This is a genomic window from Pseudomonas sp. EA_105y_Pfl2_R69, from assembly GCF_963970915.1.
Classification (GTDB): domain Bacteria; phylum Pseudomonadota; class Gammaproteobacteria; order Pseudomonadales; family Pseudomonadaceae; genus Aquipseudomonas.
On record NZ_CAXAOO010000010.1, the window covers coordinates 85,596 to 97,744 of the forward strand.

Below are 12,149 nucleotides of genomic sequence, written 5' to 3' on the forward strand. Positions count from 1 at the left end.
ACTGCGCCCGGAGTACTGCATGCGTGTCTTGATCACCGGTGCGGCCGGTTATATCGGCCAGCAACTGCTCCACCAGCTGGCCATCCAGCAGCCGCACTGGACGCTGATTGCCGCCGATATCCGCGCTCAACCCGGTGGCGTCTTGCCGGCCAATATCGAACCGGTGCTGCTGGATATCAGCCAGACCCAGGCGGTGCAGCAGTGCGTGGCTCGCCACAAACCCCAGGCCATCGTCCACCTGGCCTCGGTGATCACCCCGCCGCCGGGCATGAGCGAGGCGCAGTTGCACGCCATCGATGTCGGCGGCACCCGGGCGATCGTGCAGGCGGCCGTGGCCCAGGGCGTCGAGCAGCTGATTGTCACCAGTTCGGGGGCCGCCTACGGCTATGATCCGCGCAATGCCGAATGGCTGGACGAAGACCAGCCCCTGCGCGGCCATGCCCAGTTCGCCTATGCCCGGCACAAGCTCGAGATCGAGCGGTTGCTGGCCGCCGCCCGCCTGCACCAGCCGCAGCTCAAGCAACTGGTGCTGCGTCCGGGCACCATCCTCGGCAAGCAGGTCAACAACCCGATCAGCGACCTGTTCAAGAAACCCGCAGTGCTGGGCATTCGCGGCAGCGACAGCCGCTTCGTGTTTATCTGGGATCAGGACGTGATAGAGATCATCTGCCGCGGTCTGCGCGAGCGGCGCGAGGGGATCTTCAACCTGGCCGGCGATGGCGCATTGTCGCTGCGGGAAATCGCCACGCTGCTCGGCAAACCCTACCGCGCCCTGCCGGCCTGGCTGGTGCGCGCCGCCTTGGGCCTGCTCAAGCCCCTGGGGCTGAGCCAGTACGGCCCGGAGCAGCTGGATTTTCTGCGCTATCGCCCGGTGCTGTGCAATAGCCGGCTGAAACAGGGGTTCGGCTACACCCCGCGCTATAGCTCGCGGGAGGCGTTTCTGGCGTTTCTCCAGGCGCAGGGCATGACCGGCCAGCGCTGACTCGCCACAGCGCTAGTCGCGCTGTTGCCGGTTGCGGTATTCCCCCGGGGTCAGCCCGGTCCATTGACGAAAGGCGCGGAAGAAGACGCTGGGCTCGGAATAGCCCAGCAGCAGGGCTATTTCCGCGGCCGGCAGTTTGCCGCTGTGCAGGTGGTGCTCGGCCAACTGGCGGCGGGTGTCATTGAGCAGTTGCTGGTAATTGCAGCCCTCATCCGCCAGGCGTCGCTGCAGGGTGCGTTCGCTCAGGTGCAGATGGCGCGCCAGCTCGGCGCGATCCGGTTCGCCGCGGGCCAGCTGCTCGCCGAGCAGGGCCACCACCCGGGCGCTCAGGCCGGCACTGGGCAGGCGGGCGAGCAGGGCCTCGGCATGCTGGCGCAACAGGTTCTGCAGCGGCGGGTTGGCCTGGATCAGCGGCGCGTCGGCCAGGGCCCTGGGCAGGATCAGGCCATAGTCGGCGGCGGCAAACTGCAGCGGGCAGGCGAACACCGTCCGGTAGGCCTGCAGCTCCGCCGGCTGGGCGTGGACGAACTGCGCCCGGAGCAATTGCCAGTCATCCAGCAGCGGTTGGAACATTTGCACCCAACAGGCCATCAAAGCCAGAACCCGGGTGCGGGTGGCGGGCAGGTCCGGGTGCAGGGGCCGATACAGCAACTGCAACTCATCGCCCTGCTCGTGCAGCTGCACTTCGCCGCCTTCACCGACCAGGCGCTGGTAACGCAGCCCGGCGGCCAGGGCATCGCCCAGGGTTGGGCTACTCTGTAGCAGGTAACCGAGCACGCTGAACGGGCCGGGGGCGAGGTTGCTGCCCAGGGCCAGCCCGGGTTCGTCATGGGGCATGCGGCTCAACGCCTGCCACAGACGCTCCTGGGTGCTGAAGGGTACGCGGGCGTCGGGGTCGCCGAGCTGGCTGTCGTCCAGGCCGCACTCGCGCATCAGCTGGCTGCGCGCCAGACCCATGCGGCTGGCGGCATGCAATACGGCCAGGGTGATGCTGGCGCTGACGGAGGTGTGTTGCGAATCGAGTGGTGAGTTTGTCATCGACCGATTCTGCCCAAAGCTGTGGCCTGAGGGTAGTTTTTAGGCGTCTAGCTGAACAGGACGTTGCACAAGCCCGGCGTGGCGGTCGAGACTGGGCGCACGCGGTAGCAGGCGCAGGTCGTGCAAACGGCCGGTTAATACCCGGTTACCAGCGCGGCGCCATTACGCCGTGCAACTTCTGACCGAGCGGTTAGACTCTCGTCCCTCCGGTTGTGGCCCACAAGGTTCGACCGGTTTAAATAACAAACAGAAAAGGAGAACACCCCATGAAAGGCAAATCCCTGGCATGGGCCCTGTCCGCCGCACTCGCAGGTATCACCCTGAGCAGCGCGGCACAGGCCGAAGAGAAATTCGTGACCATCGGCACCGGCGGTCAGACCGGCGTCTACTACGTCGCCGGGCAGTCGATCTGCCGCTTCCTCAACCGTGGCGCAGCCGACCACGGCATCAAGTGCAACGCACCCGCCAGCGGCGGCGGCGTGGCCAACGTCAATGGCATCCGCAGTGGTGAATTCAACTTCGGCATCATGCAGTCGGATCACCAGTACAAGGCCATGAACGGCGTCGCGCCGTTCGAGAAGGAAGGCGCGATGGCGGACATCCGTGCGGTGTTCTCGCTGCAGAGCGAGGTGTTCACCATCCTCGCCCGCCGTGACGCCAAGATCGCCAGCTTCGACGACCTCAAGGGCAAGCGGGTGAATATCGGCAACCCGGGTTCCGGGCAGCGCGACACCCTGGAAGAGATCATGCAGGTCAAGGGCTGGGATCGTTCCGCCTTCTCCCTGGCCGCCGAGCTGAAGCCGGCCGAGCAGGCTTCCGCCCTGGGTGACAACAACATCGACGCCATGACCTACTTCGTCGGTCATCCCAACGGTGCCATCCAGGAAGCCACCACCACTACCGACGCGGTACTGGTGCCGGTGACCGGTGCGGAAATCGACAAGCTGCTGGCCGAGAAGAGCTACTACACCAAGGCCGATATCCCCGGTGGCGTGTACAAGGGCAACGACGCGCCAACCCCGTCGATCGGCGGCAAGGCGGTGCTTTCCACCTCGGCCTCGGCCAGCCCGGAAGTGGTCTATCAACTGGTCAAGTCGGTCTTCGACAACATCGAGCGCTTCAAGCGTCTGCACCCCGCATTTGCCGACCTGAAGGAAGAAGACATGATCAAGGTCGGCCTCAGTGCCGAGCTGCATGAAGGTGCGGTGCGCTACTACAAGGAACGTGGCTGGATGTAAAAACCTGCTGACGATCTGCTGCGCGTCGGCCCTGCGGCTGTTACTCCGCTGCGCTGCGTTTCACGCCTGTGTTGAGCAGCCGGAGGCGTTACTGACGTAGCGCCTTGCATGGCTCTGGCTCGGCAGATCGAAAACCGGTTTGACGACTCGCCTTGCCTATAAACGGGCTAGTGTTTCCAGATAAGCAAACCCGCAGCTGCACGGCTGCGGGTTTTGCCGTTCTCCGATTACTCGAATGCAGGTTCGCCCCATGCATGACAAGCAACTGTCCACCGAAGAACTGATCGCCCAGGATGTCGGTGCCCGCCTCCCCGTGGGCCCCATGGCCCAGGCGATCGCCGGCCTGGCCCTGCTCTGGTCGTTGTTCCAGTTGTGGATCGCCTCGCCGCTGCCGTTCGTCTTTGGCATCGGTGTGCTCAACGACACCGAAACCCGCTCCATCCACCTGGCGTTCGCCCTGCTGCTGGCCTTTCTCGCCTACCCGGCGTTCAAGCGTTCGCCGCGCGACCGCGTGCCTCTGCTCGATATCGCCCTCGGTCTGGTGGCCGCCGCCAGCGCCGCCTACCTGTTTATCTGTTACCAGCAGCTGGCTCAGCGTCCCGGCAGCCTGACCACGGCCGACCTGGTGACTGCCTGTATCGGCATCCCTCTGCTGCTGGAAGCCACCCGCCGCGCCCTCGGCCCGCCGCTGGCGATCATCGCCCTGATCTTTCTCGTCTACAGCCTGGCCGGGCCCTATATGCCGGGGTTGCTGTCCCATCGCGGGGTGAGCTTCAACGCCCTGGCCAACCACCAGTGGATCACCACCGAAGGGGTGTTCGGCATCGCCCTCGGCGTGTCCACCAGCTTCGTCTTTCTCTTCGTGTTGTTCGGTGCCCTGCTCGAACGCGCCGGGGCCGGCCACTACTTTATTCAGCTGGCGTTCAGCCTGCTCGGGCATTTCCGCGGTGGCCCGGCCAAGGCCGCGGTGGTGGCCTCGGGCATGACCGGGCTGATTTCCGGTTCGTCGATCGCCAACGTGGTGACCACCGGCACCTTCACCATCCCGATGATGAAGCGCACCGGTTTCTCCGCGGAGAAGGCCGGCGCGGTGGAAGTGGCCTCCTCGGTCAACGGCCAGATCATGCCGCCGGTGATGGGCGCGGCCGCCTTCCTGATGGTCGAGTACGTCGGCATTCCCTATGTCGAGGTGGTCAAGCACGCCTTTCTGCCGGCGCTGATCTCCTATATCGCGCTGGTCTATATCGTCCATCTGGAATCCCTCAAGCTCGGCCTCACCGCCCTGCCACGCAGCGGCCCGGTGCACCCCTGGCTACGTCGCCTGACCGGCCTGGCGTTCGGCGCGGCGTTGATCAGCGGTATTTCCCTGGGCGTCTATTACGGCCTCGGCTGGCTTAAGCCGGCCCTTGGCGAAGGCTTCAGCTGGGTCGTCGGGGTGCTGCTGGCGGCGCTCTATATCGGCCTGCTGAAGATTGCCGCGAGTGTCCCGCCGCTGCCCGCGGAAGACCCCGATGCGCCCCTGGACAAACTGCCGGAAACGCGTCCGGTGCTGCTCAGCGGCCTGCACTTCCTGCTGCCGGTGGTGGTGCTGGTCTGGTGCCTGATGATCGAGCGCCTGTCCCCCGGCCTGTCGGCCTTCTGGGGCAGCGTGATGCTGGTGTTTATCCTGCTCACCCAGCGTCCGCTGCTGAGCTGGCTGCGCACCGACGGCAGCCACGAGCACGGCAACTTTATCGACGGCGTGGTCGACCTGCGCGAAGGCCTTATCGCCGGCGCGCGCAATATGATCGGCATCGGTATCGCCACCGCGGCGGCCGGGATGATTGTCGGCGCGGTGTCGCAGACCGGGGTCGGTCTGGTGCTGGCCGATGTGGTCGAGCTGCTGTCGATGGGCAACCTGATGCTGATGCTGCTGCTCACCGCGCTGCTCAGCCTGATCCTCGGCATGGGCCTGCCGACCACCGCCAACTACATCGTGGTGTCCAGTCTGCTGGCCCCGGTGGTGGTGGCCCTGGGGCAGCAGAACGGCCTGATCGTGCCGCTGATCGCGGTGCACCTGTTCGTCTTCTACTTCGGCATCATGGCCGACGTCACGCCGCCGGTGGGGCTGGCCTCGTTCGCCGCCGCCGCGGTGTCCAAGGGCGACCCGATCAAGACCGGGCTGATGGCCTTCTACTACAGCCTGCGCACTGCGGCGCTGCCGTTCCTGTTTATCTTCAACACCGACCTGCTGCTGATCGATGTGGACTTCTGGCATGGTGTGCTGATCTTCGTCATTGCCACCGTCGCCATGCTGATCTTCGCCGCCGGCACCCAGGGCTATTTCCTGGTGCGCAGCCGCTGGTACGAAAGCCTGCTGCTGCTGCTAGTGGCCTTTACCCTGTTCCGTCCGGGCTTCTGGATGGATATCGCCCACGACCCTTACCGCGATATTCCGCCGGCACAGCTGGCCCAGGCCCTGGGCGAGGTCGAGGCCGGCAGCCAGCTGCGCCTGCGCATCAGGGGCGAGGACGCCGTCGGCGATCCCCGCGAGTTCGCCCTGCTGCTGCCCGTACCCGATGGCGAGACGGGCGCGGCGCGTCTGGAAAAGCTCGGCATGCAGACCTATGAAGAGGACGGCAAGCTGCTGATCGACAGCGTCAGCTTCGGCAGCCCGGCCGCCGAGGCGGGCCTGGAGTTCGACCAGCAGATCCTCAAGGTACTGGCCCCCACCGAGCGCTGGACCAAGGAGCTGATGTGGCTGCCGGGCTTCCTGCTGTTCGGCCTGGTGGTCTGGCTGCAACGGCGGCGACGCGTGCCTGAGGTGAAAACCGTACAGGCCTGAGTGATACGCCCGCCGGCTCCGCGCACTTCGGTTCAGGGCTGTCGGTGGGCTCAGGGCAGCAGCTCGGGGGCCTCGCGCTGCAGTTTATCCTGCAGCATCTCCAGTTGCGCCAGGGCCGCGCGGGCTTCGTCGATCTCCACGGCGTTGCGTTCGCCGGCCTGTGCGGCCTGTTCGATGCGCGCGCGGATTGCCGGAATCTGCTGTACACCACCGACATAGGCCTGGATCAGGGCGCGGCTTTGTTCCTCCTCGAAGGCGCGGTATTGCCCCGGGTCGGCGAGCTGGCTCGGGGACGCCGCTTGCCGCGCTTCGAGCCTGCCCAGCGGCGGGCTGCGCGGGTCGCCCTGCTCGGCCATCAACTGCATCAGCATCTGCGCTTCCCGGGCATTCAGCCCGGGCTCCGGCGGTCTGGCAACGTCCGGCGGCGCAGGCTCGTCCCTGCTTGTCACCGGCATCGGCCGCGGCGCAGGCCCTGCTGGCGCTGCCAACGGGCGCTGCGCGACCGGCACCGCTACAGCCTGCGGGGCAGGCGGTGCCGCCCCCGGCTCCAGCCAGAGGCTCAGCCCCACCGCGCTCGATGTCGCGCACAAGGCCCCGGCCAGCCAGCGTTTCACAGGCCTTCCACCCGGGCATTGGCCAGCAGGGCATCGAGCCGCTGCTGGAACTCGCGGGTCAGTTGTTCCTTGGCCACCGCCTGGTTGACCTCATGGCGCACGCTGGGGTCGCTCAGCGGCAGCTGGTGATCCTCGCGGCTGCGCACCTGGACGATCTCGAAGCCCGCGTCGATCAGCATCGGCTGGGAGATGCTGCCGGCCTTCTGCAGCAGGGCGGCCTTGCGCAGGAAGTCCAGCTGGCCATCCTGCGCGTGGATCGGGCCCAGGTCGCCGGGCGGCGTGTGGGTTTTGTCCGCGGCCAGGGAATAGCGGCGCACCGCCTCGGCGAAATCCAGGCCCTGCTGCAGTTCGTCGTACACCCGGTCGGCCGTGGCCTGATCGGCCAGGCGGATATGCGCCGCCTGGACCCGGACCACATTGCGGAACAGTTGCAGGTTGCGCCGATAGTACGCCTGGGCATCGGCCTCGCCGACCTGGGCGGCGCGCTGCCTAAGGTTGTCGGTTTCATGGTGGAAGTCGTTGTGCAGGCCGAGCTGGTGCAGGTACTTGTGGCGCACCAGCTTGTCGCGTACCAACCGGCGCAGCCCAGCCTGCTCGGCGGCACTGAAGCCCTGTTCGCCCAGCTGATACCAAAGGTAGTCGCGCAGTGCCTGCTGACGTACCTGTTCGGCCAGATAGGCGAGGTTGCCCTGTTGCAGCTCAACCTGACCCTGAACATTGTCGTCCCGGTACAGCTGCAGCAGGTTCAGCTCGCGCGGCGGCCCGCCGGGAAACTGCCAGACGATCAACACCAGGGCCTGCGCCTCGGCCTGCTGCGCGGCGCTCAGCTGCAGGCTGTCGAGTACCACGCCCTGCTGCGGCGCGGCGAGGATCTGGCGCAGGCGCTCGCCGCCAAGCGCTTGCGGCTGGCGCAAAAATGGCCGTACCTCGTGATCGAACTGGCGGCCGTAGACCTGCTCGATCAGGTTGGCCGCCTCGCGCTCGACCAGCGCATCGAGGTCGCGGCGGTACTTGGGGCTCAGCTCCGCTTCCACTTCGCGGGCCAGCAGGTGGTTCTCCGCCAGGCCGTTGCGCAGCTGGCGCGGGTCGGTGTTGAACTTGACCCGGCTCATGGCCTTTTCCAGCACCTCGATGCTCTTGCCGGGCAGACGCTCGCCATCGATGCGCAGGTCCTGGGCGGCCAGGACCGACAGGCAGATGCCCGTCAGCCCCAGCCCCAGCACGGCGCGCTGGAGCAACAGCCGCACCTTAGAGGCCACCCTGGCCGTGGAAGCTGTTGGCTCCCTTGGTCAGCACGCTGACGGTCAGCGCGATGGACTCCGGGATCAGCTCCTTGGCGATGCGTAAACGAGTGGCGTAACTGGTGTCGTACAGCGGCTCGGGGCGCTGGTAGGCGACTTGTGCGGTCTGGGTCAGCAGGTCGCGGATCGGCTGTTGCGGGTCATAGCTGCCGACCCGGCTGGCCACCGCACTCATATCGTTGAGGCCTTCGCTGAAGTAATGGTCGTCGACCCAGCCTTCCCAGCCGGAGTGGCCGTTGCCCGAGGTCACCCAGGCGTGGTGCGGTTGCGCCACATCGCCGGTGGCATGCAGGGCATAACCGATGGTCTGCAGCGAAGGGGCGTTCCTGAACTGGTCGAACCAGTACTTGGCCAGGTTGTCGATGGGCTGGAAGGCGGCGGTCTGGAAGTCGCCGTAATGCGCCTGCCAATCGGAGTAGCTGCCCTGACGGTAGTGCGCCTCGGTGCTGTCGAAGTCGCTCTTCTTCAGCTCGCGGTTGTACAGGTAGACCATGGCGTACCAGTCGACATCGCCGCTCCAGCTGCCGTCGACCTTGCGGTAGCGGTAGTCGTAGCCGCCATGGTCGTTGCCGTGCACATCGCCCTGGCGGGCCATATTGATAAAGTGCCAGTAGGAGGTGTAGTTGACCAGCGAGGCCGCCGCCCCCGCCACTGGCGCATGTTCATAGCCGACCCACCAGCCGCCCAGGCGGGTGTCCTGGAAGTCGTCGACGTCGTAGGCCGCCTGGCCGAGGATCTCCCCGGCCCGGGCCTCGCTGCCGGCGGCGGCGACATAGAACTGATAGGCGCGACGCATCTGCGCCGTGGCCTGGGCCGAATTCATATAGGCCAGGGCGTCCTTGACGATGTTCTTGTGGGTCGGCTGGGACCAGGCGCAGGCTTGGCCGGCGGCAAAGGACAGGCCTAGACCAGCGACAAGCGTGGTGAGGGTTTTCATGGGGTAGTCGCTCTTTTGTTGTTGGAGTTGAGCATTACTAGCGGAAGTTGATGGCAAAACTGTTGCAATTGCACCGATCAACTAAAGCCCATGACTTAAACCCCCTCCAACCAACTAAAGTCTAGTGGTATAGACCAGGCAAACAGGTTCACAGATTCGAGTCTGTGTCGACGGGTCCGTGCTGGCCTCACTCGCCCCCCGTCTCCTCGGTGTGCAGGGCACCGCTTTCCCCGGCCTCCAGCACCACATAGGCACTGCTGCAGAACATCGAGTTAAGCCGTTTCATATCGCCGATCAGGTCCAGGTGCAGGGAGCTGGTTTCGATGCTCTGTACCACCTGGCGGTGCAGGCGGCCGACATGGGCGTGGGCCAGGCGGCGTTCCTGGGCGCGGAAGCGGCGCTTCTCGCGCAGCAGCTGACGGGCGCTTTCCTTGTCGCCGGAGAGAAACACCGTAAGCCCCAGGCGCAGGTTGGCCAGCAACTGCGCATGCAGGCTGTTGAGTTCCTCCAGGCCGCTGTCGGAGAAGGAATGCCGCTGGGCGGTCTTGCGATCCTGCACCTTGCCGAGCATGCGCTCGATAATGTCGCCGGCCTGCTCCAGGTTTACCGCCAGCTCGATGATCTCGGCCCAGCGCTGGCTGTCGTGTTCGCTCAGCTCCTCGCGCGGGACCTGGGCCAGGTACAGCTTGACAGCGTTGTACAGCGCATCGACATCATCGTCCAGGCGGCGCAGTTCCTTGCCCAAGGCCGGCTGGTTGCCCTGTAGCACCTGCAGCAGATGGCTGAGCATGGTTTCCACCAGATCACCGATGCGCAGGGTCTCGCGCACCGCATTGGCCAGGGCCAGGCTTGGCGTGGTCAGGGCGGTGGGGTCGAGGTGGCGCGGGCGGGCCACGCCATTGGCTTCGGCACGATCCGGCAGCAGCCAGTTGCAGAAGCGCGCCATCAGCCCGACGCTGGGCAGCATCAGCACGCAGCGCAGGCTGTTGTAGAGCAGGTGGAAGCCGATCACCAGCTCTTCGGGCCGCCAGTTCAGGCTGTCCAGCCAGCTCACCAGGGGGTCGAGCAACGGCATCACCAGCAGCAGCCCCAACACCTTGTACAGCAGGCTGCCGAGGGCCACCCGGCGGCCGGCCGGGGTCTGCAGGCTGCTGTTGAGAAAGGCCAGCACGCCGCTGCCGATATTCGCCCCGATCACCAGGCCGATGGCCACCGGCAGGCTGATCAGCCCGGCACCGGTCAGGGTCGCGGTGAGCAGCACGGCAGCCAGGCTGGAGTAGGAGATCAGGGCGAACAGCGCGCCGACCAGGGCATCGAGCAGCAGATCGCCGGTCAGCGAGGCGAACAGCACGCGGATGCCGCGGGCCTCGGTGATCGGCGTGGCGGCCGCGACTATCAGCTCCAGGGCCAGCAACATCAGGCCCAGGCCGATGGCCACGCGGCCGAGCTGGCCGGCGCGGGTCTGTTTGCGCGAGAGAAAGAAGATCACTCCGAGGAAGATCAGCAGCGGGCTCAGCCAGCTCAGGTCGAAGGTCAGCACCCGCGCCATCAGCGCGGTGCCGACATCCGCGCCGAGCATGATCGCCAGGGCCGGGGCCAGCGCCATCAGGCCCTGGGCGACGAAGGAGGTGACCAGCAGGGCGGTGGCGTTGCTGCTCTGCACCAGGGCGGTGACGCCGATGCCGGCGGCAAAGGCCAGCGGTTGCTTGCTGACGTTATGGCTGAGCACCTTGCGCAGGTGCGAGCCGTACACCCGCAGGATGCCGCTGCGGACGATATGGGTGCCCCAGATCAGCAGGGCGACGGCGGACAGAAGGTTAAGCAGGGTGAGCATAACGGCAGCCTCCCTGGCCCGGCGATTATTGGCTGCTGGCGACGGGTGACGTCACCGGCAATATTTCTGCGCCCCTGTATTGAGCTATAGCTGCTAATCGGCGAGCTGTCAGCGCGGTTGGTGCTGAAACGGCAACAGTCTGCTAGAAATCGCGCATGACTTTTTGCTCGCTTTCGTCCGCGCTGAAACCGCGCTCCAGCTTGACCTTGAGGCTCAGGTCGGTGCGCGAATCGGCGAACTTGAGCGCCTCGCTCAGGCTGATCCGTCCGCCTTCCAGCAGTCGATAGAGATGCTGGTCGAAGGTCTGCAGGCCCTGTTCCAGGGCCCGCCCCGTGGCTTCGCGCAGATCGCCGAGCTGGTCGCGCTGGATCAGGTCGCGGATATAGGGGGTGCCGAGCATCAGTTCGATGGCGGCCACGCGTTTCTGCTGCAGACCCGGCACCAGGCGCTGGCCGATCACCGCCAGAAGGTTCTGCGCCAGGTCGGCCAGCACCTGCTTACGCGCCTCCTCGGGGAAGAAGCGCACGATGCGCTCGATGGCGTGGCTGCTGCTGGTGGCGTGCAGGGTGGCCAGGCACAGGTGGCCGGTTTCCGCGTAGTGCAGGGCGTGCTGCATGGTCGCCGCATCGCGGATCTCGCCGAGCATGATCACGTCCGGGGCCTCGCGCAGCACATTGTGCAGGGCGTCGGCAAAGCTGTGGGTGTCCAGGCCCACCTCGCGCTGGTCGATGATCGACTGCTGGTGCGCATGGAGAAACTCGATGGGGTCTTCGATGCAGACGATATGCCCGCCCTTGTGGCGGTTGCGAAAATCGAGCATGGCCGCCAGGGTGGTGGATTTGCCCGAGCCCGCCGCGCCCACCACCAGGATCAGGCCGCGGTCCTGCATGCTGAGTTTCTCCAGCAGCCGGGGCAGGCCCAGAGACTCGAAATTGGGGATGCTGCTCTTGATCAGGCGCACCACCATGCTCACTTCGCCGCGCTGGTAGTAGAGGTTGACCCGAAAGCGCCCGGCGTTCTGCACGCTGACCGCCAGGTTCATCTCCAGGTCGCGCTCGAATTCCATGATCTGCTTCTGGTTCATCAGCTGATAGGCCAGCTGTTGCACCTCGCCCTGCTTGAGCACGCGCTGATCCAGGGCCTGGCTGATACCCTCGAGTTTCATGTGCGCCGGTGCACCGACACTGAAGAACAGGTCGGAGCCGCCGCGCTGGTAGAGCGCCTGCAGATAGGGAAACACATCCACCGCGCCGCCTTCCTCTGTATCGCTCATCCCACCTCCCGCTGGTCTGCACTGAATCCTAGCAGCTAGGCGCGACACCGACTGTCGTACCAAAGCCGCATGCTAACCTAGCGCCACTGAACGGATGCGACCTTAGCC

Annotated in this window: 9 protein-coding genes; 3 read left to right on the forward strand and 6 right to left on the reverse strand. The window is 65.8% G+C overall.

Features of this window, described 5'->3' with window-relative positions; all coding sequences use genetic code 11:
* The first annotated feature begins 19 nt into the window (after positions 1-19).
* Positions 20-982, forward strand: coding sequence for an NAD-dependent epimerase/dehydratase family protein (locus AACY13_RS21895; RefSeq protein ID WP_339463705.1), 963 nt, complete (start codon positions 20-22; stop codon positions 980-982).
* A 12-nt stretch (positions 983-994) separates the two neighbouring features.
* Here AACY13_RS21895 and AACY13_RS21900 read toward each other — a convergent pair whose 3' ends face one another.
* On the reverse strand, positions 995-2,020 hold the full coding sequence (locus AACY13_RS21900) for an AraC family transcriptional regulator (RefSeq protein ID WP_339463706.1): 1,026 nt from the start codon (positions 2,018-2,020) through the stop codon (positions 995-997).
* Between the two features lie 266 nt (positions 2,021-2,286).
* Here AACY13_RS21900 and AACY13_RS21905 point away from each other — a divergent pair, with 266 nt between their 5' ends.
* Both AACY13_RS21905 and AACY13_RS21910 read left to right on the forward strand, forming a co-directional pair.
* Complete coding sequence (locus AACY13_RS21905) at positions 2,287-3,258, forward strand: TAXI family TRAP transporter solute-binding subunit (RefSeq protein ID WP_339463707.1); 972 nt, start codon at positions 2,287-2,289, stop codon at positions 3,256-3,258.
* 250 nt (positions 3,259-3,508) lie between these two features.
* On the forward strand, positions 3,509-6,082 hold the full coding sequence (locus tag AACY13_RS21910) for a TRAP transporter permease (RefSeq protein ID WP_339463708.1): 2,574 nt from the start codon (positions 3,509-3,511) through the stop codon (positions 6,080-6,082).
* A gap of 50 nt (positions 6,083-6,132) precedes the next feature.
* Here the strand turns inward: AACY13_RS21910 and AACY13_RS21915 are convergent, their stop codons facing one another.
* The 5 genes from AACY13_RS21915 to AACY13_RS21935 all read right to left on the reverse strand — a co-directional run bounded on the left by AACY13_RS21915 (position 6,133) and on the right by AACY13_RS21935 (position 12,041).
* A complete protein-coding gene (locus AACY13_RS21915) occupies positions 6,133-6,453 on the reverse strand; it encodes a hypothetical protein (RefSeq protein ID WP_339463709.1) in 321 nt (106 codons plus the stop codon).
* A gap of 239 nt (positions 6,454-6,692) precedes the next feature.
* Positions 6,693-7,943, reverse strand: coding sequence for a peptidylprolyl isomerase (locus tag AACY13_RS21920; protein ID WP_339463710.1), 1,251 nt, complete (start codon positions 7,941-7,943; stop codon positions 6,693-6,695).
* 1 nt (position 7,944) lies between these two features.
* The gene (locus tag AACY13_RS21925; protein WP_339463711.1) at positions 7,945-8,934 is read right to left on the reverse strand and encodes a hypothetical protein; all 990 of its coding nucleotides are present in this window, start codon (positions 8,932-8,934) and stop codon (positions 7,945-7,947) included.
* Between the two features lie 187 nt (positions 8,935-9,121).
* Positions 9,122-10,768 (reverse strand): Na/Pi cotransporter family protein, encoded by a 1,647-nt coding sequence (locus tag AACY13_RS21930; protein WP_339463712.1) that lies wholly within the window; start codon positions 10,766-10,768, stop codon positions 9,122-9,124.
* 142 nt (positions 10,769-10,910) lie between these two features.
* On the reverse strand, positions 10,911-12,041 hold the full coding sequence (locus AACY13_RS21935) for a PilT/PilU family type 4a pilus ATPase (protein ID WP_339463713.1): 1,131 nt from the start codon (positions 12,039-12,041) through the stop codon (positions 10,911-10,913).
* Between the last annotated feature and the right edge of the window lie 108 nt (positions 12,042-12,149).

Coding starts and splice junctions, on each gene's coding strand:
- AACY13_RS21895 (WP_339463705.1), top strand. CDS start 20: ATGCGTGTCTTGATCACCGGTGCGGCCGGTTATATCGGCCAGCAACTG.
- AACY13_RS21900 (WP_339463706.1), bottom strand. CDS start 2,020: ATGACAAACTCACCACTCGATTCGCAACACACCTCCGTCAGCGCCAGC.
- AACY13_RS21905 (WP_339463707.1), top strand. CDS start 2,287: ATGAAAGGCAAATCCCTGGCATGGGCCCTGTCCGCCGCACTCGCAGGT.
- AACY13_RS21910 (WP_339463708.1), top strand. CDS start 3,509: ATGCATGACAAGCAACTGTCCACCGAAGAACTGATCGCCCAGGATGTC.
- AACY13_RS21915 (WP_339463709.1), bottom strand. CDS start 6,453: ATGCTGATGCAGTTGATGGCCGAGCAGGGCGACCCGCGCAGCCCGCCG.
- AACY13_RS21925 (WP_339463711.1), bottom strand. CDS start 8,934: ATGAAAACCCTCACCACGCTTGTCGCTGGTCTAGGCCTGTCCTTTGCC.
- AACY13_RS21930 (WP_339463712.1), bottom strand. CDS start 10,768: ATGCTCACCCTGCTTAACCTTCTGTCCGCCGTCGCCCTGCTGATCTGG.
- AACY13_RS21935 (WP_339463713.1), bottom strand. CDS start 12,041: ATGAGCGATACAGAGGAAGGCGGCGCGGTGGATGTGTTTCCCTATCTG.